The organism is Flagellimonas cixiensis (assembly GCF_042134615.1).
In the GTDB taxonomy this organism is placed as follows: Bacteria; Bacteroidota; Bacteroidia; order Flavobacteriales; family Flavobacteriaceae; genus Flagellimonas; species Flagellimonas cixiensis.
The window spans coordinates 908,365-931,683 of the sequence record NZ_CP169639.1 but is presented as its reverse complement, the minus strand read 5'-3'; the positions used below and the strand labels follow the sequence as shown (position 1 = coordinate 931,683).

Here is a 23,319-nt window from a genome sequence, read left to right as displayed (position 1 = left end):
TTTTAGTTAATATTTAGCCAACAAAAATCTACAGATCCAAAACTGGAATACATTTACATCAGTTTTTTAATTTATTGACTGATGAAACAAGCAAAGTCAAACGGAAAGTCATCTCCTGCAAAAGCGGTTAAAACTGTTGCAAAGAAGACCACCCAAGCTACTGGTAAAAAGAAGTAACTAGGTGATTTTTGGCTCCAAGAGCCATTTACTTAAGATGCAAAAAAAACGCCCCGATGAAAATCGGGGCGTTTCTATTTTAATCCGAATTAGGATGATCTTACATCATTCCTGGCATTCCGCCACCTCCCATTGGAGGCATCGCAGGAGCATCTTCCTTAATATCGGTCAATGCACACTCGGTAGTCAAGATCATACCGGCAACAGAAGCCGCATTTTCCAATGCGATACGGGTTACTTTCTTAGGATCGATGATTCCAGCCTTAAGCATATCCACGTATTGGTCAGATTTGGCATCGTAGCCAAAGTCTTTTTTACCTTCCAACACTTTAGAGATCACTACGGAACCTTCACCACCAGCATTTTCAACGATGGTACGCAATGGAGCTTCAATAGCTTTGGCTACGATCTGAACCCCAGTGGTTTCATCCAAGGAGTCAGTGGTCAATGTTTCCAATACTTGTTTTGCTCTTACCAATGCAACACCACCACCAGCTACGATACCTTCTTCAACAGCGGCACGGGTAGCGTGTAAAGCATCGTCTACGCGGTCTTTCTTCTCTTTCATTTCCACTTCAGAAGCAGCACCAACGTAAAGAACAGCAACACCACCGGCTAATTTAGCCAAACGCTCTTGCAATTTTTCCTTATCGTAGTCAGATGTTGTAGTCTCGATCTGCGCTTTGATTTGGTTTACTCTAGCTTTGATGTCATCGGCATTTCCGTTACCGTTTACGATAGTGGTATTGTCCTTATCGATGGTTACGGTTTCAGCAGTACCCAACATGTCCAAAGAAGCATTTTCCAAAGTGAAACCTCTTTCTTCAGAGATTACAGTACCACCTGTCAAAATAGCAATGTCTTCCAACATAGCTTTTCTTCTATCACCAAATCCAGGAGCTTTAACAGCGGCAATTTTAAGTCCACCTCTCAATTTGTTCACTACCAAAGTGGCAAGGGCTTGACCTTCTACATCTTCAGCAATGATCAAAAGTGGTCTTCCTGATTGCGCTACTGGCTCAAGAATTGGAAGAATTTCTTGCAAGTTGGAGATTTTCTTGTCGAAAAGAAGAATGTAAGGGTTCTCCAAGTCAGCGATCATTTTGTCAGTATCGGTAACAAAGTAAGGAGAAAGGTATCCTCTGTCGAACTGCATACCTTCAACAACATCAACGTAAGTATCGGTACCCTTTGCTTCTTCAACAGTGATCACACCTTCTTTTCCTACTTTGGTAAAAGCGGTTGCAATTAAATCACCGATAGTTTCATCGTTGTTTGCAGAGATAGAGGCAACTTGTTTGATCTTATCAGAGTTGTTGCCTACTTCTTTGGTTTGTTTTTCCAAGTCTCCTACCAAAGCTTCAACAGCTTTGTCGATACCTCTTTTCAAATCCATGGGATTTGCACCGGCAGCAACGTTTTTAAGACCTTCTTTTACGATAGCTTGTGCCAAAACAGTTGCGGTAGTGGTACCGTCACCTGCTTGGTCGTTGGTTTTGGAAGCAACTTCCTTTACCATTTGTGCACCCATATCTTCAAGGGCGTCTTCCAATTCGATTTCTTTTGCTACAGAAACACCATCTTTGGTTACTTGAGGAGCACCAAAAGATTTGCTGATGATAACATTTCTACCTTTTGGCCCCAAGGTTACTTTTACCGCCTCGGCCAATTTGTCAACGCCACGTTTTAGTCCGTCACGTGCTTCAATATCAAACTTAATATCTTTTGCCATTTCTTTCTAGTTGATTTTTTTAATTAAACAATTGCCAAAATATCACTCTCGCGCATCATTAAATAGTCGGTGCCATCGAACTTAAGTTCGGTACCGGCATATTTTCCATAAAGCACAGTATCACCAACGGAAACCGTTAATTTTTCATCTTTGGTTCCAGGACCCACGGCCACTACAGTGCCTTTTTGTGGTTTTTCCTTAGCGTTGTCCGGGATGATGATACCGGAGGCAGTTGTGGTCTCGGCCTGAAGCGGCTCGATCAAAACCCTGTCTGCCAATGGTCTGATATTTAATTTAGCCATATTTATAATTTTTAGGTGTTTGTTTTAAAAATTCAGGAATCTAAAGGGCAGAAATTATGCCAATGCACAAAACCTGACATTCTGGAAAATAAAAATGCCAGCTTGTCATTCAAGCTGGCATTTTTTCAAGTGATGTCACTTATTTTATCCGATAGTATCTGCAGGACTTGGTGTCGTAGCAGGTACTTGTTCTGGTACTTCTTCTGGAATTGTTTCTGGGATTTCGGTATCGTTACCGTCCAACAATTTAGAGTCTGCCTGGCTGTAGTTTCCTTTTAAGGAAACATTGGAAAGCAAAATCAAAACAATCAACAAAGTGGCAAGGGTCCAAGTACTCTTGTCCAAAAAGTCGCCGGTCTTTTTTACACCGCCAACTACTTGATTACCACTTCCGCCAAAGGATGAAGATAACCCACCACCTTTAGGGTTTTGGACCATAATCACCAAAATCAACAAAAGGCACACGATAATAATCAATACCAAAAAAATTGCAAACGTGCTCATATCTTAAAACTTAATCTTTTTCTTTCTGCAGCTTCTTCACCGCCTGAATTTGGTCTGCAAAGAAACCACTTTTTTCTGGATATTTCAAACTCAATATTTTAAAAGCTTGAATGGCCTTTTTGTACTTCTTTTGCTCTAAATAAACCTTGGCCAAAGTCTCTGTCATCAACTCGTTATGATCAATTTTGGTTGACTCCTTAATGTTGATTTTTTGGTTGGATTCCTTGGGGACAATTTTGGGGTTGTTCTGAATGAATTTGTCCAAGAGCTCAAATTTTTTCTTGCGCTCCAATTCGTCCATCACATTGGTTTCAGTTTCCGGTTCTTCTTCTGTTTTATTCGTCAGTTGGAGCCATTCGGTAAACGAGTGTTTTTCCTTTTTGGTGAAAGGAATGGGTTTGCCAATGTTCAAATCGTTTTTTGTTTCCTGCTTTTCTTCCTCCGTTTCTTTGGTCTTGAACAATTTTGGATTCAAAATTTGTTCAGCATCTTTAATGTTTTGTGGCAATGCCGGTTCGTTTGATTCGAACAACATGGTTTCTGTGTTCGGATTCGGTGCAATTTCTTCCGAAACAGCATCTTGGTCTTCCAATTTGGAACCTCGTCCTGCAATGGCGTCGGCAATATTGTTTTGAATGAATTCCTTTGAGGTGATATAATCGAAAAGCACATCGCGGTCCGCAGTATGGGCTGCAGTTACTTTTAAAGCGTTATTGTATTTGTAGCTGTCCAGATTTTTGAGTCCCTTTAAATGCAATGCCCTAGCCGCCTGAAAATAGGGGTACTCTTCAATAATATCTTCCAAGTCCCTTGTTTGCTTTGGGGATAGGATGGTATTGGAATTTTGAAGAATATGTATAAAATCTGAAACGTTCATAAATGCTACCAATTACCTAAAGAGGCATTAAAAATGTCCTGCGTCAACCGTTCAAAAATTTCTTCGTGGGCCGCTGCTTGAATCGATGGCAAGGATGCTGCGGCATCAAAATCGTAAAAGAAGGAAAATCTTCGCTCAAAATCATTTTCTTCTTTTTTGGTATTGAAAAACCGAACATTGACACTCATGGTCAGTCGGTTTTGTGAGGTTCGTTGGTCGGCGGTGGCCGTCATCGGAACCACTTTGTATTCCACAATTTCCCCTTCGTAGATTAAATCTCCATTCGATCCCGTGAGCGAAAGACTGGTCAGGTTGTTGATCATATCCTGAAGGGCCAATGTAAAATCGCGATCTAATCCTGGTACAATGGTGGAACCTGGAGTCTGGTCTGCGTAATTCTGAAAAAAGTTCACCTGAAAGGTTTGTGCATCGCCAACATCGGCACCTGAAAAATTATAAGCTCCACATCCAGATAAAAAGAGGAACAAACTTAAAAGAGCAACGTTACCTTTATTAAATAATGTCATATACTTTAAATGTATTTGGCGCAAGATCAAAGATCGTATTGTTTTATTTTTCGGTACAGTGTTCGTTCGGAAATGCCCAATTCTGCAGCGGCAGCTTTACGTTTACCTTTGTTTCGCTCCAGCGATTTTTTGATCAGTTCAATTTCCTTTTCCTGTAAAGATAGGGTTTCTTCTTCTTCAATTTCTTCGGCAAAATGATAGCGATCTTCTTGAGGTTGTGGTGCCAAAGTTGAAGGGGAGGCTTCCACAATGGGTTCGGGAAGGTGCAGGAGTTTGGTAGGCACTGTTTCTTCGTGGTCTATATCTTCCTCCTCATCATCGCCATAAATTTTACGGATCAAACTTTCATTTTCTTCCTGAACTTTGGCCGAATCATTGTCTTTCAGCAACTCAAGGGTGAGCTTTTTTAAATCGTTCAGGTCACTTTTCATATCAAAAAGTACCTTGTACAAAATTTCACGCTCGTTGCTAAAATCGCTTTCTTTTTTATTGCTTTCAACTACCGCGGGCAGATTGGAACCAGTGGCATTGGGCAAATAACCGCTGAGTGTGGCTGCGGAAATGGTCCTGTTTTCTTCCAGCACCGAAATTTGCTCTGCAATGTTTCGCAATTGTCTCACGTTTCCGGGCCAACGATATCGTAATAACACCTGAATGGCCTGATCGTCCAAACGGATGGTTGGCATTTTGTATTTCTGTCCAAAATCGGAAGCAAACTTTCTAAAAAGGAGGTGAATGTCTTCCTGTCTGTCCCGAAGTGCTGGCAAACTAATCTCCACCGTGCTCAAACGATAGTACAGGTCTTCACGGAATCTTTCCTTTTTAATGGCCTCGAACATATTAATATTGGTGGCCGCTACAATCCGAACATCCGTTTTTTGAACTTGAGAGGATCCTACTTTTAAAAATTCTCCGTTTTCCAAAACGCGTAGAAGTCGAACTTGGGTGGTCAACGGAAGTTCTCCCACTTCGTCCAAAAAGATGGTTCCGCCATCGGCCACTTCAAAATAACCGCTTCGGGTTTGTGTGGCTCCGGTAAAGGCTCCTTTTTCGTGACCGAACAATTCACTGTCGATGGTGCCCTCTGGAATCGCTCCACAGTTTACCGCGATGTATTTGGCATGTTTGCGGTGTGAAAGTGAGTGTATGATTTTAGGAATGGATTCTTTTCCCACCCCACTTTCACCAGTTACCAAAACAGAAATGTCGGTCGGAGCCACTTGAATGGCTTTTTCTATCGCACGATTGAGTTTAACATCGTTGCCAATGATCTCGAATCGTTGTTTTATGGATTGAATGCTTTCCATATTTTCATTCCTGCAAAGGCAGGAATCCTATTTTTTTGAATTTCGAAAGGTTGCTGAGCGGAGTCGAAGCACCATACAAGAATTCAAAAGGTTATTAATTATTTTTAGAATATCCCACTGCTTCTCCAAGTAGGGTTGCAGAAGTGCATTCGTTGATTTTCACGTTTACAAATTCACCCACTTTGTAGTTTTCCTTTGGAAAAACCACTACGGTGTTTTGTGAATTTCTACCCATCCAGTGTGCATCGGATTTTTTGGAAGTACCCTCTATAAGTACTTCTTCCACTTTTCCAACGTGCTCTTGGGTGCGGTATAGGCTATGTTTTTGTTGAATTTCAATGATTTCCGTCAATCGTCTTTTCTTGGTCGCCTCGGGAACATCGTCTTCCATTTTTCGCTCAGCCAAGGTTCCAGGTCTTTCTGAATAGGCAAACATGAAACCGAAGTCGTATTTCACGTATTCCATCAAGCTCAGGGTATCTTGGTGATCTTCTTCGGTTTCTGTTGGGAAACCAGTGATCATATCTTGGCTAATGGCGCAATCGGGAATAATTTTTTTGATGTTGTCGATCAATTCAAAATATTCCTCTCGGGTGTGTAAGCGGTTCATCGCTTTTAAAATACGGTTGCTGCCACTTTGAACGGGCAGGTGGATGTATTTACAGATATTTTCGTATTTGGCCATGGATTCGATGACATCCAAGGTCATATCTTGAGGGTTGGAAGTGGAAAATCGAATACGCATTTTTGGTTGCGCCTCGGCCACAAGCTCCAAAAGTTTAGCAAAATTGACCGAAGTGGCTTTTTGCATGTCCGAAGCCTTATCGTAATCCTTTTTCAATCCGCCACCATACCAAAGGTAGCTGTCCACATTTTGGCCCAAAAGGGTGATTTCTTTGAAGCCTTTTTCCCAAAGATCGTTTACTTCTTCCAAAATGGATTGAGGGTCACGGCTACGTTCGCGTCCACGAGTGAAAGGCACCACACAAAAGGTGCACATATTATCGCATCCACGGGTAATGGATACAAAGGCGGAAACTCCATTGGAGTTCAGTCGAACGGGAGCTACATCCCCATAAGTTTCGTCTTTGGAAAGAATGACATTAACGGCATTTCTTCCTTCATCTATTTCTTGAATTAGGTTGGGAAGGTCTTTGTAGGCGTCGGGCCCAACAACCATATCCACAATTTTCTCCTCTTCCAAGAATTTGCTTTTCAATCGTTCCGCCATACAACCTAAAACTCCCACTTTCATGGATGGATTGGTCTTTTTTACAGCGTTGAATTTTTCCAAACGCTTACGTACAGTTTGTTCAGCTTTTTCCCGAATGGAGCAAGTGTTCACCAAAACCAAATCGGCATCGTCCAAATTTTGGGTGGTATTGAAACCTTCCTTGGCCAAAATGGAGGCCACTATTTCACTGTCGGAGAAATTCATTTGACAGCCATAGCTCTCAATATAGAGTTTACGGTTGTTTTTTGAATTGGTCTCCAAGGCCAGTGCACTTCCTTGCTGGCTTTCGTCAATTATCTTTTCTACGCTTTCTTCCTTGATCATATGTTTGCAATGGGGTGCAAAGATAGTGCTTATTCCAATTTAGTGACAATATGTCAGTGTTTTTTAATAATATATTGTTGAATCAGCTGTTAGTGTTACCTTCAAACTCAAAACCTAACCTTTATTCAAAATGAATTTCAGTAATCTTTCCGAAAGAATCAATAATAGTGCTCCTGTAGATTTCGGGAATGTTTTTAACAATTCCGTAGCGCTTTTTAAAAAAGTATGGCTTCAAGGGTTCATTACTTTATTGTTGTCCATTGTATGCGTAATACCCTTTTATCTATTGGTTTATCTGCCGATGCTAGCCATGGGTATAAGTGACCCAAATATGATTGATCAAAAGGAAATTCCTCCAATGTTGGCCCTTACAATGTCATTCATGATGCCCATTTCTATGATTGGCATGATGACTATTGGTGTTTGTTTGAATGCTGCATTTTTGCGGATTTGTAGAAAATATGATTTAAATGAAACAGGTACGGACGATTACTTTTATTACTTCAAAAAAGAATATTTGTCCAAAGCATTGGTTCTTTCTTTAATTATGGTTGGCTTGTCAATTTTAGGAGTTCTTACCTGTGGACTTGGGATAATTTATTTGATGGTGCCCATGTCTTTGTTTCCTGCATTTTTTGCCTTTGATAAAGAACTTAGCGCCCTAGAAATTGTAAAATCAGGTTTTAAGCTTGGTAATAAAAATTGGTTGATGATATTTCTTTTGGTTCTTGTTGCCAGTTTAGTGGCACAACTGGGGGTTATACTTTGTTTGGTTGGTGTCTTTTTTACCGCCATGTTTAGTAGAATTCCAACCTACTTTATATATAAAGACACCGTGGGTATTTCTATGGATGTTTAAACAATAAGATATTTTAATTGCAAAACGCCCTTTTTTAAAAGGGCGTTTTGTTATTTATAGAGGTATTCAATTATTGAGTTGAAATCATTTTGATTTGATTTTCTTCTACCTTTTCATTGATCATACCTGCTTTTTCTTTAACCAAAGTATTAAGGGCGTTGATTTCCTTGTCGAGTTCTTTAGTGACCTCCACAAAAAACTCTTGAGCCTGTTTGGTTGGTTTTTGGTCACCACGTTGCGAGTCGGCCAATAGGAAAGCAATTCGGTTGTTGATTCGGATACCAAAGTTCAAAGGATCTTGTCGACTTTGGTTTTTGGTCATGTGAATGTTGTTTTCAATCACGGAAAGCTCAGTTTCAAATTCGTCGGCCATTTTTTGAATCTCGGCATTACCCTTTGTTTTCTCTTTTAGATAGGCCAGATCCTTTTTAATGTTTCTGATATTTATAATGGCGTTATTGGCACGGGTTACTTGATCTCGAACCTTGATCAAAAAGTCAAACTGAGCTTGGTAATCGCTTTGACTCATCTCGATTCTTGGATCTTTAACAATGGAGAAGGTTTCTTCTGTAGAGCTACCGTTGACGGTAAGTCTTACTTTATAATTTCCGGGTACTGCTTTTGGCCCAACATTAGGTGAAGAGTAATATACCATTCCCTCAAATTCTTTGAAACCAGGATATCTAGTGTTCCAAACAAATCGATTTCCACCAGATTTCACTTTTAATTTTTGAGTGCTGGAGGGGTCCAATTTTATAGGTTTGGCCTTATTGGAAAAACTTTGGATTACACTTCCGTCCATTTCTAAAATATCCAATTCAACGGTATCGGAATCTTTCAGGTCCTTGATGTAATAATTGATAATAGCTCCATCAGGGTGGTTTTCTCCGACTAATTTTGTATCGGCAGCTCGCCAAGCGCGATCTTGGTGCATTCGGTAAGCCATGTCTGGCTTGTACAGATAAAAATCACTTTGGGATACTTCATCGGAAAGTTGTTGTAGCGGCGTAAGGTCATCGATCATCCAAAAGCTTCTACCGTGTGTGGCGGCGATAAGGTCGTTGTCCCTAACATGAAGATCGCGAATGGCGGTAACGGGCAAATTCAATTGGAAAGGCGTCCAATTTTCACCATCATCAAAAGAAACATACATGCCCCATTCGGTACCTGCGTATAACAATCCTTTTCTTGTTTTGTCTGAACGGATGGCTCTGGTATAATAGTTTTCTTTGATTCCGTTGGTAATCAGTTTCCAAGATTTACCGTAGTCCTCCGTCTTATATAAATAAGGCGTGTAATCCCCGAATTTGTACGAGGAAGCTGCAACATAAACAGTTCCGGGGTCAAATGGACTTGGATCTATACAATTGATCATATTTAATTTTGGAGACATGCTAGCAGGTGGTGTCACATCCTCCCAAGTGGTGCCATTATCGCGGGTAACGTGAATCATTCCATCGTCACTTCCAGTCCAAATCACTCCTTTTTCCAAAATGGATTCACTGATCACAAAAATGTTGGAGTAAAATTCAGCCCCGGTATTGTCTTGGGTGATAGGCCCACCGGAAGACATAATGGTTTCTGGAATACCACGGGTGAGGTCTGGTGAAATATTTTTCCAAGACTGACCTCCATCGGTCGATGCATGTAAATAATTGGAACCTGCATAAAGTACATTGGAATCATGTCGGCTAAACGTTACCGGGTAGTTCCAGTTGAAACGATATTTCATGATTTCCGCTCCTGAGCCAGCGGGGTTGTCGGGCCAAACGTTGGTAGAAATGGTTTGCCCAGTGGTGTGGTCCAAACGGTTCATATACCCTTTATAAGTTCCGCCATACACCAATTGATTGTTTTTTGGGTCGGGTGCCAAATGTGCACTTTCACCCCCTGCGGTGGGTTCCCAATCATCTTCGGTTATGGAACTGCCGGAGGTTCTATGCGAAATACGCAAAGCGGTATTGTCCTGCTGGGCTCCATAAATGCGATATGGGAAAATGCTGTCGGTTGCAATACGGTAAAACTGTGCGGTAGGTTGGTTGTAATAGGTGGTCCAATTGTTTCCACCATCATTTGAGATTTGGGCGCCACCATCATCGGCAATGATCATTCTTTGATTGTTGTTGGGGTCAATCCAAAGGTCGTGATGGTCTCCGTGTGGTGCATTTTTTAAGGTAAAGGTCTTTCCTCCATCGGTGGAAACCCCATAACTTACATTCATTACCCAAACCTTGTCGATGTTTTGGGTGTCCGCATAAATTCTGGAATAATACCAAGCACGTTGTCTCAAGCCACGGTTGGTATTTACTTTTTGCCAAGTTTTTCCAGCATCATCGGAACGGAAAACACCTCCCTCTTCAGCTTCGATAATGGCAAATACCCGATCGGAATCAATTGGAGAAACGGTAAGGCCTACAATACCCCAAGGAAAACCTGGCAATCCTGAATTTTCCGAAATATCGGTCCAAGTGTCACCGCCGTCGGTACTTTTAAACATTCTGCTATCGGGTCCACCGCTATCCATACGATACCCATTTCGTTTCATTTGCCAAGTGGCGGTATAAATAATACGACTGTTGTTGGGGTCCAAAATCAAATCTCCCGCACCTGCTTTATCACTGATGTAAAGAATTTTTTCCCAGTTTTTGCCACCATCAATGGAGCGAAATACGCCGCGAGTTTCGTTGGGCTTCCAGAGATTTCCAATGGCTGCTACGTAAACAATGTCTGGATTTTTAGGGTGGACGCGGATACGGGCTATGTGTTCGGAACCTTCCAGGCCAATAAATTGCCAAGTTTCACCAGCATCCAAACTTTTCCAAAGTCCGTGTCCTGATGAAACGTTGCCACGGAGGGTTTGTTCACCTTCACCCACATAAATAATGTTAGGGTCAGATTCAGCCACGGCCACGGCACCAATGGAGCCTCCGAAATAGCCATCGGATATACATTCCCAAGAACTACCGGCATCGGTTGTTTTCCAAACACCACCACCTGCGGTTCCCATATAATACAGGTTAGGGTCATCGGCTACTCCTGTTACGGTTCCGGCGCGGCCACCACGGTGGGGTCCGACCATTCGCCATTCCATTCCATTGTAAAGGCTTTGGTCGTATTGGGTTGTAGTTTTGTTTTTTTTGCGTTGCGCATGGGCGGGAAAGATACAGAGCACGGCTAGTGCCAGTATCCAAATTCGGTTGGTCATTTTAGTCGAGTTATTGAATTAGTCTTTCTAAAAATACGGAATATTTTAACCTAGTCGGTCATATGGTTTTCAATTATATAGGTTAAGGGATTTTGGACCATATTTTTTTTATTTTACTGTCAAAAGCAAGGCGTTGAATGCTTAAGTTTAAATTTTAATATACTTTTGTTACCACAAAACCCAGTGCATGCCAAAGAATTTAGTTATTGTAGAGTCTCCTGCAAAGGCGAAGACCATAGAGCGATTTCTAGGGAAAGAGTATCAAGTTGAATCGAGTTTTGGACATATTGTCGACCTTCCTTCCAAAGAACTCGGTGTAGATGTGGACAACCAATTCAAACCAAAATATACGGTAGACAAGGAGAAAAAAGCCTTGGTGAAAAAACTTAAAGATCTTGCGAACAAAGCCGAAACTATTTGGCTCGCGAGTGATGAGGACCGTGAGGGAGAAGCCATTTCTTGGCACTTGGCCGAGGAATTGGGGTTGGACAAAAGCAAGACCAAGCGTATTGTTTTTAACTCTATTACCAAATCTGCCATCCAAAAAGCAATTGAAAACCCAAGGGATATCAACTATAACTTGGTAAATGCACAACAGGCACGAAGGGTGTTGGATAGATTGGTAGGTTACGAACTCTCTCCCGTGCTATGGAAAAAAATTAAACCGGGACTTTCCGCAGGACGTGTGCAATCTGTTGCAGTTCGTTTGATCGTGGAACGTGAACGTGATATAGAAGGTTTCACACCAGAAGCTTCTTTCCGAATTAAAGCAGAATTTAAAACGGCGGACGGAAGTGTGGTTTCAGCAAAGCTGAACAAAACCTTCTCGACCCAAAAAGAAGCAGAATCCTTTTTGAAGGATAATATCGGTGCTGATTTTTCTGTGGCAGATTTGTCCAAAAAACCAGCCAAAAAATCACCTGCGCCTCCGTTTACAACATCAACCTTGCAACAGGAGGCATCCAGAAAACTTTATTTTTCGGTTAGTAGGACCATGCAGGTGGCACAACGCCTTTACGAAGCTGGTCTCATTACCTATATGAGAACGGATAGCGTTAACCTTTCCAACGAAGCGCTTGCAGCGGCCAAGGAAGCTATTGTTCAGAACTACGGGGAAGAATACAGTCAGACCAGAAACTTTACGGGTAAGACAAAAGGTGCCCAAGAAGCTCACGAAGCAATCCGACCTACGGACATGAAATTGCAAAGTCCGCAATTGGAACGTGACCAGTCGAGATTGTACGAGCTGATTTGGAAAAGGACTTTGGCCTCGCAAATGAGTGATGCCCAGTTGGAGCGTACCAATGTGAAAATTAAGGCCAGCACCCATCAAGAAGAGTTTACCGCCAATGGCGAAGTGGTTCAGTTTGATGGTTTTCTTAAAGTTTATTTGGAGGGTACAGACGACGAAGATAACATTGAAGAACAAGAAGGAATGCTTCCTGCCCTTTCGGTAGGGGAATCCTTGAACAACATATATATTTCCGCAACAGAAAGGTTTACTAGACCTCCTTACCGATTTACGGAAGCCTCCTTGGTGAAGAAATTGGAAGAATTGGGAATCGGAAGACCATCTACCTATGCGCCTACCATTTCAACGATTCAAAATAGAGGATATGTAGAAAAAGGTACGGTGGAAGGCACTGAAAGGAACTACATACAGTTGGTTCTTGAAGGTGGGAATGTTGCTGAAACCAAACTTTCGGAAATGGTGGGGTCGGATAAAGGAAAGTTGGTCCCGACCGATATTGGGATAATTGTGAACGATTTCTTGGTAACACATTTCACCCAAATTTTGGATTATAACTTTACCGCGCAGGTAGAGGAAGATTTTGATGAAATCGCTTCAGGAGATGAAGATTGGCAAAAAATGATGGAGAATTTCTATAAAGAATTTCATCCCAATGTCATCGAGGTTGAAGAAAATGCAGAACGAGCCAGCGGTGAACGAGTTTTAGGGGTTGATCCCAAAACCGGCCGTCAAGTTTCTGTGCGTTTGGGTCGATTTGGTCCAATGGTTCAGATAGGTACTGTTGACGAAGAAGAAAAGCCACTGTTTGCCAGTTTATTGCCCGATCAATCTTTGGGTACCATTACTTTTGAAGAAGCCATGACCCTTTTTGAACTTCCTAGAAAATTAGGGGAGTACGAAGGGGAAGAAGTAGAGGCCAATGTAGGTCGATTTGGTCCTTATGTGCGTTTTGGGAAGAAATTTATTTCTTTGGACAAAGGAGAGAGTGCATTTGATGTGGATATGGATCGCGCTATTGAGCTGATCAAAGCAAAACAAAAAGCCGATGCACCTATTGCTACTTACGAGGGTAAGGATGTTACCAAAGGGGTAGGCCGATTTGGTCCCTTTATTAAATGGGATGGCATGTTCATCAATGTGAACAAGAAATACGATTTTGATAATTTGTCCCAAGCAGACATCAATGAGTTGATCGAGGCCAAAAAGATTAAAGAGGCCGAAAAATTGGTTCAGGAATGGCCAGAAGAAAAAATTAGGATTGAAAAAGCCCGTTGGGGCAGACATAATATAATAAAAGGTAGGGTAAAAGTGGAGTTGACCAAAGATGTGGATGCATCCAAAGTAACTTTGGAAGAGGCGAAGGCCCTACTGGAAAAGAAAGCACCAAAGAAAAAAGCCAAAGCAAAAGCTAAGAAGTAGTATGGCATTCGATTTTCTGGTTCCCGTAAAGGACAAAGTGTTGGCTCATAACGAGCTGTTGCCGCAACAAGCCATTGGCAAAAATATTCATATGCACACCGAAAAAGACGGACTACCCGTCTTTGCACATGCCGATGTCGCCATTTTTGGCGTGCTGGAATCCAGAAATGCCTTTGAGAAAAAACCGGAAAAATTGGATGTGGATGAGGTCCGCATTCAATTGTATCGCCTTATGATGGGAAACTGGAACTCCAACATTATTGATATTGGTGATGTGGAGGAAGGGGATACGGTTGAGGATACCTACTTTGTGGTAAAGGAAATTGTGGCCGGATTGCTTGAGGAAAAAATCATTCCTATAGTAATTGGCTTGACACAGGATATTACGTTTCCCACCTATCGCGCTTTTGATCAGATCAAAAATATGGTGAATTTGGTGTCCATCGATAGCCGTTTTGATTTTGGTGAGGATGACGAACTGATCTCATCGCATTCCTATATGAGTAAGATCATTACGGACAAACCCAATAACCTTTTCAATTTTTCCAATATAGGATACCAAAGTTATTTCAATGCCCAAGAAGAGATGGACCTAATGGAACGTCTTTTTTTTGATGCCTATCGCTTGGGTGAAATCGCAAATAACATCGAATTGGCAGAACCTGTTTTGCGCAGTAGCGATATTGTTAGTTTGGATTTACGAGCAATTCGTGGTGCCGAAATGGGTGGTTCCAGAAACTTTTCACCCAACGGATTCACGGGCAGGGAGATATGTGCCATAGCCCGATATGCCGGAATAAGCGATAGGGTTTCGCTGTTTGGTATCTACGAAGGCGAAAATTCTTATCAAGCTTTTCAAATGATTGCCCAGATCATTTGGTACTTTGTGGAAGGGTTGAGTTTTAGGATAAAAGAATACCCAAGCTCTAAGAGTGAGGACTTTACAAAATTTACAGTACCTACCGATACGGAGGAGCTCATCTTCTTCAAGAGCCACGTAACGGAAAGATGGTGGGTAGAAGTGCCATCTATTTTTGCAGATCATACTAAATCAAATTCGGTGGCGTTATTACCATGCACCGAAGAGGACTATTTGGATGCTTGCAACCAGAAAATTCCAGAAAGGTGGTTCAAAGCCTACAGAAAGGGCTTAAACTAAAGAATTATTTTTTTGAGCATTAATTGTTTTTACACAATAAATTATCCAAAATACAGTTTTGAGAGTAATGAATTTGTGTTTCACAGTTTATAATCTTGAATCGAACAATTTAACCTAAAGTATGAGAAAGCTATTCTTTTCATCTCTCGCTCTTGTTTTTTTACTCACTAGTTGTGGGTCTAAATCCAGGTCAAAAGGTGAACTAGTTGGGGTCAGCGGAAAAAAGTGGCATCCAGAGAAACCCTATGGAATGGAATTGATTCCTCGAGGCGCCTTTGTAATGGGTAAAGCTGAAGAGGACCAGGCAAAAGTATTGAACGCACCTACAAGAACGGTGACGGTTCGTTCCTTTTATATGGACGACACGGAAATCACCAACAGTGAGTACCGTCAGTTTGTAGAGTGGGTAAAAGATTCCATAGTTAGAACCAGATTGGCCATTTTGGCCGATGAACTTGGGATCAGTCCAGAAGATGAAGGTATAGGAGAATATGCCTTTAAGGATACGGATACCACCGAACTTTCGGCCTATGACAAGTATATGTTGGACAACTATGCAGGTCTTGGAGCCACAGGTTACGAAGGAAGAGCGTTGAACAAGGATGTTGACCTTATTTGGGATACTTCTGAGTATCCGGATGAGTACTATTCTGAGGTAATGGATTCCCTTTATCTGTCAGAAGAAGAAAGTTATAACGGGTTGCGCTCCATAGATGTAACCAAATTAAAGTACAAGTATAGCTGGATGGATATCGAAGCTGCTGCAAGAGCGAGAGCTGGTAGCCGTAAAGATTTCATCAAGCACGAAGAATTGGAAATTTATCCAGATACGACCGTATGGATCAGGGATTTTGAATATTCCTATAATGAGCCCATGCACAACGATTATTTTTGGCACGATGCCTACAGTGATTATCCTGTAGTTGGGGTAAACTGGATGCAGGCCAAAGCTTTCTGTAACTGGAGAACCAAATTTAAGAACGATGATCAAAAGTCTCGTGGAAAACAATTTGTAAACCAATTTAGATTGCCTACCGAAGCAGAGTGGGAATACGCAGCCAGAGGTGGAATCGAAGGAGGTACCTATCCTTGGGGTGGTCCTTACGTAATTAGTGATACAGGTTGTTTTATGGCCAACTTTAAGCCCCAACGTGGAGATTATGCGGCCGATGCCGCGCTTTACACCGTGGAAGCCAAGTCTTTTGAACCCAATGAATACAACCTATATAATATGGCCGGTAATGTATCGGAATGGACGAATTCCAGTTTTGATGCAGGTGCCTATGAATATTTATCTACTATGAACCCGAACATTGGTTCACAAGACAATCAGCGCAAAGTAATTCGCGGAGGGTCTTGGAAAGATGTGGCTTACTTCCTTCAGGTGAGTACCCGTGATTACGAGTATCAAGATTCTGCAAGAAGTTACATCGGCTTTAGAACCGTTCAGGATTATATGGGAGAAGAAGATTCTGCCAACGGTAGTAGAAGCGGATTATAAAATAAATGAAAATTACACCAGAGAACATTATATAATTAACAAGTAATAGTATAGTAACCAAATACTTATTTTTTATATAACTTAATTAAAACTAGAATTATGGCACAGTCAAAATCAACAAAAAAGCTGTTTAACATGGCCTACGGGCTTGGGGCATCGGTAGTAATTATTGGTGCATTGTTCAAGATCCTTCACTGGGAGTTTGGACCACTAACTGGTGGACTTCTTCTTGCAGTTGGACTTATTACTGAAGCATTGATCTTTGCAATCTCTGCATTTGAACCTGTGGACGATGAGTACGATTGGTCTTTGGTGTACCCAGAATTGGCCGGGGGTCAACAATCAGCTTCCAAAAAACAAGACGCTAAAGATGCCCAAGATGCCGAGGGTCTTCTTTCCAAGAAATTGGATAGTCTTCTTAAAGAAGCAAAAATCGATTCTGAGCTTTTCTCCAACTTGGGTGAAAGTATTAAGAGTTTTGAAGGTGCCGCCAAGAATATCACTCCAACTACAGATGCCATTCAGCACACTAAAAAGTATTCCGAAGAATTGTCACATGCGGCAGCTCAAATGGAATCATTGAACAGCTTGTACAAAGTACAATTGGAAAGCGCTAGCAGACAAGCTTCTATCAACGAAGAAGTGGTGCAGAACGCAGGTGCATTGAAAGACCAAATGGAGTCTTTGGCCACGAACCTATCTTCTTTGAACGGAGTATACGGTGGTATGCTTACAGCCATGGGCGGTAATCGCTAATTAGAGGTTTAAATCAACAAAAAACAAACCCGAATCAAATTAATTTTAAAATCTAATTAGAAAACATGGCAGGAGGAAAACAAACACCACGTCAGAAGATGATCAACCTTATGTACTTGATCTTCATCGCGATGTTGGCCCTTAATATGAGCAAGGAAGTACTTGCAGCTTTCGGACTGATGAACGAAAAGTTGGAAACTTCCAATACAAGCATGGATTCCAATAACGCTAGCTTCTTTGCAAGCTTGGAAACCAAAGCTTCAGAAAACGAAGAAGAGTACGGTGAACTTTACGCTGATGCTCAGAAAGTAAAAGAACTTTCAGATGACTATTACAGCTATTTGGAAGGTTTGAAAAAAGAAATGACCGCAGATTTGGAAGACCCAAAAGACTATGTGGTTATGGATAAATCAGATTACTTGGACCAAAAATTCTTTCAAGGTGACAATTTAGGCCCAGAAGGAAAAAAGTTCATGGAGTATATCAACAGTTACCGTGATGGCGTGATCAATGCATTGCCAGAAGGTAAGTTCGAATCTTTGAAATCTGCCGTAAAAGCCCGTTTTGCAACTGGTGATGCAGATGGTAAAGTTGAGAAAAGAGACGGAACCCGTCAAGATTGGATCAACTACCACTACGAGGGATTCCCATTGGTGGCTTCTTTGACCAAGATGACCCAATTGCAAGCTGATATCAAAACTACTGAGCAAGAGGTGTTGAAAACCCTTTTGGAAGGTGAGTTGACAGAAGCTGTATCCTTGACGAACTTTGCAAGTGCTTTGTCCGCACCCAAAACTGCATACTACTCTGGTGAAAAGTATGATGGTAAGATCATTGTTAGCAAAACTGACAAGACTTCCACTCCAGTAAAAGCTGAATTGACATTGGACGGTAGAGCTTTGACAGAAGGTAAAGATTACGAATTGGAAGCTGGTGGTATCAAAATGTTGATCAGTGCCGGTACTCCTGGTGACCACACCATTAAAGGAACCATGACGTTTATGCAAGATGGTAATGAAGTGCCAGTAGAAGTAAACAATACATTTGCCACTATTTCAATGCCTAACGCAGCAGTTATCTCTGCAGATAAAATGAACGTAGTGTATCGTGGTGTTGCCAACCCGATGACCATTTCCATTCCAGGTATCCCTGATAACAAAGTATCTGCCTCTGCTGCTGGTTTGACCAGAAGAAGTGGAAGTCAGTACATCATGAATCCAGGTACAGGTAGAACAGTGACCATTACAGCTTCTGGTACATTGCCAGATGGTAAAGGAATCTCTACCAAATCTGAATTCCGTATCAAGGATATTCCAAGACCAGCAGGTACTGTACGTGGTGAGTCTGGTAGCGTAAAAATGCCTAAGAATAACCTTGAGATTTCCACAGTAAGCGCTATGTTGGAAGACTTCGATTTCGATTTGAACCTTGCTGTTAGCCAGTTCAAAGTGAAAGTGCCAGGTCAGCCTACAGTAGTGGTTAACGGAAACAAAATGGATGCAAGAGCCAAAGCTGCACTTAGAAGAGCAGGTAGAGGTGATGCCGTTCAAATATTCGATATCCAAGCTTACATCACAAACAACAAGAGCTACAAGTTGAAAAAAGTATCTCCAGTTGTGGTTGAGCTTACTAACTAAGAAGTATAAAAAGTATACAAGTGATCATGAATTGGAAAAACGCATTATTAATAGGATTGTTGGGTGTATTGCCCGTATCGATCATGGCCCAGGCGAATATTTTGAACGCCAAATTGCCAGAGGATATAGGTAAAAAAACCCAAGCTCAAATAGAGCAAGATGCCGATGCTCCTTTGGAATACGGTTATGTGGATGACAGGGATATCCTTTGGTCCAAAACCGTTTGGGAAATCGTGGATCTTGACGAAAGAGTTAACTTTCCCTTGTACTACCCAACCGATACCATAGGTATTGGAAAAGATAGAAGGTCTTTGTACCACGTACTGATGAAAAGCATCAGGGAAGGTAAATTGACCGAGGTGTACACGGATTCTTATTTTACCGAGAAAAGAAAGTTATCTGACCTTTCAGCTACCTTGAGTAAAGTAGATACCACAGACCTTGGGTACGAGCAATTGAACGCCGGTGAGCAAATTTCCCCTGAGTTTATTAACAAAAGGGACCTTACCGCAGCCGATATTGAAGAGTACCGCATCAAAGGAATCTGGTATTTCGATAAACGCCAAGGAGAGCTTAAATATCGCTTGTTGGGTATTGCTCCAGTGGCTCCCGATGTAAACTTCATCGACGATGAGTCCATCGACCCTGGACAGAACAAGGTAGAATTGTTCTGGGTATGGTACCCTGCGGCTAGGCAAATTTTGCACGAAGCCAAAGTGTACAATCAACGCAACTCTGCAAGGCCGATTTCCTTTGATATGTTGTTGAATGCACGTCGTTTTAACGGAGTGATCTACAAAGAGGAAAACGTTCACGAAGATCGTGAGATCAGCGATTATATTTTTGACAATTCATTGTTCCAACTCTTGGAAGCCCAAAGAATCAAAGAGGGCATAAGAGACCGAGAGCAAGATATGTGGGCTTACTAATAGGTAACTTCACAAATAATTTCCAATTCAATACAAATTACGCCGCACTTAAGTGCGGCGTTTTTTTGTGCTATAATCTTATTCAAGCCAACTGTTGCTTAATTTTGCTTCATGATAGATTATTTAGTAGTTGGTTTAGGTTTGGCAGGCATTTCTTTTTGTGAGGCATTGGAGAAAAATAGAAAAACCTATAAGGTGATTACCGACCAATCCCAACAAGCTTCCCAAGTTGCTGGCGGATTGTACAACCCGGTCATTTTAAAACGCTTTACATTGGCATGGAATGCCCAACAGCAAATAGAGCAGGCCAAGCCATTTTATAGACAGTTGGAAGATAAATTGGGAGTGCCTTTGGATTATGAACTCCCCGTACTCCGAAAATTTGCCTCAGTAGAGGAACAAAATAATTGGTTCGAAGCTGCCGACCGACCCGGATTGGACCATTTCCTTTCCACAAAAATTCATCCAAACCACAATCCGAACATTGAAGCACTTTATGGTTTTGGAGAAGTAAAATATACAGGTCGCATTGATACCGCAACTTTGGTTGGGGCCTATAAAAAATATGTGGAACAAAAAGGACTACTACATCAAGAAACCTTTCAACATGAATCTTTAAGAATTAAGCAGGACAGAGTGGTCTACCAATCTATAGAAGCGAAACAAATTGTGTTTGCCTGTGGTTTTGGGCTTAAACAAAGTCCTTATTTTGGTTATTTGCCTTTAAATGGAACCAAGGGCGAGCTTCTCATCATTAAAGCACCAGACTACAAGGAACAACATGTTATTAAATCGGGAGTGTTTACCATTCCTTTGGAAAATGATAGGTATTTGGTGGGAGCCACTTATAAATGGAAAGACAAGACCAATCTGCCGACCGAGGACTCCAAAATCGAGCTCTTGGAAAAATTAAAGTCCTTTTTAAAATGTGATTTTGAAGTTGTAGACCATGTGGCAGGCATAAGACCTACAGTGGTAGACCGCAGGCCCTTAGTGGGCAGGCATCCTGAGCGCACCAACCTTTATGTGCTTAACGGATTTGGTTCAAGAGGTGTAATGATTGCTCCCTACGCTTCCAAACAATTGTATAATTATATTGAAAACGGAACTCAGCTTGATAAAGAAATCGATATCGCAAGGTTTACCAAAAAATACTACAGGACTTAACCCTTAACGGTTTGATGCTGCTTTTTAGCGCTTGAGTCATATTTCACGAAGAAATTGATCCAAATATTACGCGACAAACGAATAATAACTGGCATAAATACAATTAAGGTACCCACAATGGCAATAAAAGTATTGATCAATGTAGTGCCGAAAATCAGAAAGGAAATCACAAAAGCAGCCACAGCAAATGCTATCCCAACCCCATAACTCACATACATGGCCCCATAAAAGAAAGAAGGCTCAATTTTGTACTTGAGATCACAATGGGAACACCGATCGTTCATTTTAAAAATTTTGGATAAAGCATACGGATTTGACTTTTCGTACATGCTCTCTTCGTGGCATCTAGGACAACTTCCTGTTAAAATACTGTACAGTTTGGTTCCTTTTTTTAACATTTGCACCAATTTTTACGTAAAAGTAAAGATTCAAGTCGTCTTCTTTTGTAATTCAAGTCACATAAAATGCTAAATGTCCATAATCTTTCTGTTGCCTTCGGGGGTGAATATTTGTTCGAGGAAATCTCGTTTCGCTTAAATGGGGGCGATAGGGTGGGCCTCATCGGAAAAAATGGTGCAGGTAAATCCACAATGCTCAAATTACTTTCTAAAGAAATGCCCTTGGACGAAGGGACCATTGCCATGGAAAAGGACATTAAAATTGGTTTTCTAAAACAGGATATCGATTTTGAACAAGGACGCACCGTTTTGGAAGAATCCTATCAAGCATTTTCAGAAATAAAGGCATTGGAGCTAAAACTGGATGAAATCAACACAGGTTTGGCGGAGCGTACCGATTACGAAAGTGAAGGTTACCATAAATTAATGGTAGATCTTAACGACGTGACTCATCGATATGAGATTTTGGGAGGCTATAACTACCAAGGGGATACGGAAAAAGTATTGTTGGGACTGGGTTTTAAACGAGAGGATTTCAATAAACTCACCGATACCTTCTCTGGTGGTTGGCGAATGCGAATCGAATTGGCCAAACTTCTACTTCAAAACAACGATGTTTTGTTGCTGGATGAGCCTACCAACCACTTGGATATCGAATCCATTATTTGGTTGGAGCAGTTTCTGAACAACTATTCAGGAGCTGTGGTGATTGTATCCCACGATAAAATGTTTTTGGACAATGTGACCAACCGTACTATAGAAATTTCATTGGGTAGAATATATGATTACAATAAACCCTACACCAAGTTTTTGGCGCACAGAAAAGAAATCATGGAGCAGCAGCTCAGTGCCCAAAAAAACCAAGAAAAGCAAATTCAACAGACCGAACGATTAATTGAAAAGTTTCGTGCGAAATCCAGTAAGGCCTCTATGGCGCAGTCATTGATTAAAAAATTGGATAAAATGGACCGCATTGAGGTGGATGAAGAAGACAACAGCGTTATGAATGTGCGTTTTCCTGTCTCTGTGAATCCAGGGAAAGTTATTGCCGAATTGGATGGCGTTTCAAAAAGTTACGGCCCCAAAAAAGTATTGGAACAAATTGATTTATTGGTAGAACGTGGCAGTAAGACTGCCTTTGTGGGGCAAAATGGTCAAGGTAAAACCACTTTGGCCAAAATAATGGTCGGGGAGTTGGAGCACCAAGGCCATTTAAAGATGGGTCACAATGTTCAATTGGGATATTTTGCACAGAACCAAGCAGAATATTTGGATGGAGACAAAACCATTCTCGATACCATGATCGATGCCGCCAATGAGCAGAACCGAAGTAAGGTAAGGGATATTTTAGGCTCTTTTTTGTTCCGTGGTGATGAGGTTGATAAATATGTGAAGGTGCTTTCTGGTGGGGAACGAAATCGATTGGCCTTGGCCAAAATGCTGCTACAGCCCTTTAATGTGTTGGTAATGGATGAGCCTACGAACCACTTGGACATTAAATCCAAGAATGTGTTGAAACAATCGTTACAAAGTTTTGAAGGCACCTTGATTTTGGTTTCTCACGATAGGGACTTTTTGCAAGGTCTAACAGACAGAGTTTACGAATTTAAGGACGGTAGTATCAAGGAGTATTTGGGTGATATTGATTTTTATCTGGAGCAACGTCAGGTAGAGGACTTCCGCAGTGTTGAAAAGGGTGAGAAAAAGAAAGAAGAAAAGGCAATCGAGAAACCCAAGGAAAACGACTATCAAACCCAAAAGAAATTAAAGTCATTAAAAAATAAATTGAGCGGAGTGGAAAAACGCATTTCCCAACTGGAAAAGGAGATTGCTGAAATCGACCATGAACTGCTGTTGGACTACGACGCCACCATCGCCAAAAGAGGTTTTTTCGATGGTTATCAGAAAAAGAAAAAGGAATTGGAATCCCTAATGGGTGACTGGGAAAACATCTCGCATGAGCTAGAATCATTGGGCTAAATCCTTTTCCTACATTTCTGACCACTCTTTTTAACTGGTTCACAACATTTTCGGGCATGTTCGTCGATAATAT

The 23,319-nt window shown here is 41.4% G+C and carries 18 protein-coding genes; 9 read left to right on the top strand and 9 right to left on the bottom strand.

Annotated features, from left to right (window positions below; all coding sequences use genetic code 11):
• Positions 1 to 277: 277 nt before the first annotated feature.
• The 7 genes from groL to miaB form a co-directional block, all read right to left on the bottom strand.
• The gene (gene groL, locus ABT310_RS04140) at positions 278 to 1,909 is read right to left on the bottom strand and encodes a chaperonin GroEL (protein WP_090291599.1); all 1,632 of its coding nucleotides are present in this window, start codon (positions 1,907 to 1,909) and stop codon (positions 278 to 280) included.
• A gap of 23 nt (positions 1,910 to 1,932) precedes the next feature.
• Positions 1,933 to 2,211 (bottom strand): co-chaperone GroES, encoded by a 279-nt coding sequence (groES, locus tag ABT310_RS04135; RefSeq protein ID WP_090291597.1) that lies wholly within the window; start codon positions 2,209 to 2,211, stop codon positions 1,933 to 1,935.
• A 144-nt stretch (positions 2,212 to 2,355) separates the two neighbouring features.
• Positions 2,356 to 2,715, bottom strand: a complete 360-nt coding sequence (gene secG, locus ABT310_RS04130) for a preprotein translocase subunit SecG (RefSeq protein ID WP_375325482.1) — start codon at positions 2,713 to 2,715, stop codon at positions 2,356 to 2,358.
• Between the two features lie 10 nt (positions 2,716 to 2,725).
• A complete protein-coding gene (locus ABT310_RS04125) occupies positions 2,726 to 3,592 on the bottom strand; it encodes a hypothetical protein (RefSeq protein ID WP_375325481.1) in 867 nt (288 codons plus the stop codon).
• 5 nt (positions 3,593 to 3,597) lie between these two features.
• Entirely contained in the window at positions 3,598 to 4,119 is a 522-nt protein-coding gene (locus ABT310_RS04120) for an LptE family protein (RefSeq protein WP_375325480.1), read from the bottom strand.
• Positions 4,120 to 4,145: 26 nt separating this feature from the next.
• Entirely contained in the window at positions 4,146 to 5,426 is a 1,281-nt protein-coding gene (locus ABT310_RS04115) for a sigma-54 interaction domain-containing protein (RefSeq protein ID WP_375325479.1), read from the bottom strand.
• A 94-nt stretch (positions 5,427 to 5,520) separates the two neighbouring features.
• Positions 5,521 to 6,984 (bottom strand): tRNA (N6-isopentenyl adenosine(37)-C2)-methylthiotransferase MiaB, encoded by a 1,464-nt coding sequence (gene miaB, locus ABT310_RS04110; protein ID WP_375325478.1) that lies wholly within the window; start codon positions 6,982 to 6,984, stop codon positions 5,521 to 5,523.
• A 331-nt stretch (positions 6,985 to 7,315) separates the two neighbouring features.
• Here miaB and ABT310_RS04105 point away from each other — a divergent pair, with 331 nt between their 5' ends.
• Positions 7,316 to 7,843 (top strand): hypothetical protein, encoded by a 528-nt coding sequence (locus ABT310_RS04105; protein ID WP_375325477.1) that lies wholly within the window; start codon positions 7,316 to 7,318, stop codon positions 7,841 to 7,843.
• 70 nt (positions 7,844 to 7,913) lie between these two features.
• On the opposite strand, the gene ABT310_RS04100 is transcribed toward ABT310_RS04105, so the two are convergent.
• Positions 7,914 to 11,048 carry a WD40/YVTN/BNR-like repeat-containing protein gene (locus ABT310_RS04100; RefSeq protein ID WP_375325476.1) on the bottom strand — a complete coding sequence of 1,045 codons (3,135 nt, stop codon included), beginning with the start codon at positions 11,046 to 11,048 and terminating at the stop codon, positions 7,914 to 7,916.
• Between the two features lie 187 nt (positions 11,049 to 11,235).
• Between ABT310_RS04100 and topA the strand changes: the two genes are divergently transcribed.
• The 7 genes from topA (at position 11,236) to ABT310_RS04065 (ending at position 20,868) form a co-directional block, all read left to right on the top strand.
• Positions 11,236 to 13,719 carry a type I DNA topoisomerase gene (gene topA, locus ABT310_RS04095; RefSeq protein WP_375325475.1) on the top strand — a complete coding sequence of 828 codons (2,484 nt, stop codon included), beginning with the start codon at positions 11,236 to 11,238 and terminating at the stop codon, positions 13,717 to 13,719.
• Position 13,720: 1 nt separating this feature from the next.
• Complete coding sequence (locus ABT310_RS04090; RefSeq protein ID WP_375325474.1) at positions 13,721 to 14,878, top strand: formimidoylglutamase; 1,158 nt, start codon at positions 13,721 to 13,723, stop codon at positions 14,876 to 14,878.
• Positions 14,879 to 14,999: 121 nt separating this feature from the next.
• Positions 15,000 to 16,379 (top strand): gliding motility lipoprotein GldK, encoded by a 1,380-nt coding sequence (gene gldK / locus ABT310_RS04085; RefSeq protein WP_375325473.1) that lies wholly within the window; start codon positions 15,000 to 15,002, stop codon positions 16,377 to 16,379.
• Positions 16,380 to 16,478: 99 nt separating this feature from the next.
• On the top strand, positions 16,479 to 17,135 hold the full coding sequence (gene gldL / locus ABT310_RS04080; protein WP_375325472.1) for a gliding motility protein GldL: 657 nt from the start codon (positions 16,479 to 16,481) through the stop codon (positions 17,133 to 17,135).
• A gap of 65 nt (positions 17,136 to 17,200) precedes the next feature.
• Positions 17,201 to 18,772 carry a gliding motility protein GldM gene (gene gldM, locus ABT310_RS04075; RefSeq protein ID WP_375325471.1) on the top strand — a complete coding sequence of 524 codons (1,572 nt, stop codon included), beginning with the start codon at positions 17,201 to 17,203 and terminating at the stop codon, positions 18,770 to 18,772.
• 26 nt (positions 18,773 to 18,798) lie between these two features.
• Positions 18,799 to 19,701: a gliding motility protein GldN gene (gene gldN, locus ABT310_RS04070; protein WP_375325470.1), complete on the top strand. Its 903-nt coding sequence runs from the start codon at positions 18,799 to 18,801 to the stop codon at positions 19,699 to 19,701.
• A 111-nt stretch (positions 19,702 to 19,812) separates the two neighbouring features.
• Positions 19,813 to 20,868, top strand: coding sequence for an NAD(P)/FAD-dependent oxidoreductase (locus ABT310_RS04065; RefSeq protein ID WP_375325469.1), 1,056 nt, complete (start codon positions 19,813 to 19,815; stop codon positions 20,866 to 20,868).
• Here the strand turns inward: ABT310_RS04065 and ABT310_RS04060 are convergent.
• The gene (locus ABT310_RS04060) at positions 20,865 to 21,266 is read right to left on the bottom strand and encodes a DUF983 domain-containing protein (RefSeq protein WP_375325468.1); all 402 of its coding nucleotides are present in this window, start codon (positions 21,264 to 21,266) and stop codon (positions 20,865 to 20,867) included. The genes ABT310_RS04065 and ABT310_RS04060 overlap by 4 nt on opposite strands.
• A gap of 66 nt (positions 21,267 to 21,332) precedes the next feature.
• Between ABT310_RS04060 and ABT310_RS04055 the strand changes: the two genes are divergently transcribed.
• Positions 21,333 to 23,246, top strand: coding sequence for an ABC-F family ATP-binding cassette domain-containing protein (locus ABT310_RS04055; protein ID WP_375325467.1), 1,914 nt, complete (start codon positions 21,333 to 21,335; stop codon positions 23,244 to 23,246).
• Positions 23,247 to 23,319: the final 73 nt, after the last annotated feature.

What these genes read in the sequence shown, in the direction of transcription:
- groL (WP_090291599.1), bottom strand. Translation starts at nt 1,909, where the DNA reads ATGGCAAAAGATATTAAGTTTGATATTGAAGCACGTGACGGACTAAAA.
- groES (WP_090291597.1), bottom strand. Translation starts at nt 2,211, where the DNA reads ATGGCTAAATTAAATATCAGACCATTGGCAGACAGGGTTTTGATCGAG.
- secG (WP_375325482.1), bottom strand. Translation starts at nt 2,715, where the DNA reads ATGAGCACGTTTGCAATTTTTTTGGTATTGATTATTATCGTGTGCCTT.
- ABT310_RS04125 (WP_375325481.1), bottom strand. Translation starts at nt 3,592, where the DNA reads ATGAACGTTTCAGATTTTATACATATTCTTCAAAATTCCAATACCATC.
- ABT310_RS04120 (WP_375325480.1), bottom strand. Translation starts at nt 4,119, where the DNA reads ATGACATTATTTAATAAAGGTAACGTTGCTCTTTTAAGTTTGTTCCTC.
- ABT310_RS04115 (WP_375325479.1), bottom strand. Translation starts at nt 5,426, where the DNA reads ATGGAAAGCATTCAATCCATAAAACAACGATTCGAGATCATTGGCAAC.
- miaB (WP_375325478.1), bottom strand. Translation starts at nt 6,984, where the DNA reads ATGATCAAGGAAGAAAGCGTAGAAAAGATAATTGACGAAAGCCAGCAA.
- ABT310_RS04105 (WP_375325477.1), top strand. Translation starts at nt 7,316, where the DNA reads ATGATTGATCAAAAGGAAATTCCTCCAATGTTGGCCCTTACAATGTCA.
- ABT310_RS04100 (WP_375325476.1), bottom strand. Translation starts at nt 11,048, where the DNA reads ATGACCAACCGAATTTGGATACTGGCACTAGCCGTGCTCTGTATCTTT.
- topA (WP_375325475.1), top strand. Translation starts at nt 11,236, where the DNA reads ATGCCAAAGAATTTAGTTATTGTAGAGTCTCCTGCAAAGGCGAAGACC.
- ABT310_RS04090 (WP_375325474.1), top strand. Translation starts at nt 13,721, where the DNA reads ATGGCATTCGATTTTCTGGTTCCCGTAAAGGACAAAGTGTTGGCTCAT.
- gldK (WP_375325473.1), top strand. Translation starts at nt 15,000, where the DNA reads ATGAGAAAGCTATTCTTTTCATCTCTCGCTCTTGTTTTTTTACTCACT.
- gldL (WP_375325472.1), top strand. Translation starts at nt 16,479, where the DNA reads ATGGCACAGTCAAAATCAACAAAAAAGCTGTTTAACATGGCCTACGGG.
- gldM (WP_375325471.1), top strand. Translation starts at nt 17,201, where the DNA reads ATGGCAGGAGGAAAACAAACACCACGTCAGAAGATGATCAACCTTATG.
- gldN (WP_375325470.1), top strand. Translation starts at nt 18,799, where the DNA reads ATGAATTGGAAAAACGCATTATTAATAGGATTGTTGGGTGTATTGCCC.
- ABT310_RS04065 (WP_375325469.1), top strand. Translation starts at nt 19,813, where the DNA reads ATGATAGATTATTTAGTAGTTGGTTTAGGTTTGGCAGGCATTTCTTTT.
- ABT310_RS04060 (WP_375325468.1), bottom strand. Translation starts at nt 21,266, where the DNA reads ATGTTAAAAAAAGGAACCAAACTGTACAGTATTTTAACAGGAAGTTGT.
- ABT310_RS04055 (WP_375325467.1), top strand. Translation starts at nt 21,333, where the DNA reads ATGCTAAATGTCCATAATCTTTCTGTTGCCTTCGGGGGTGAATATTTG.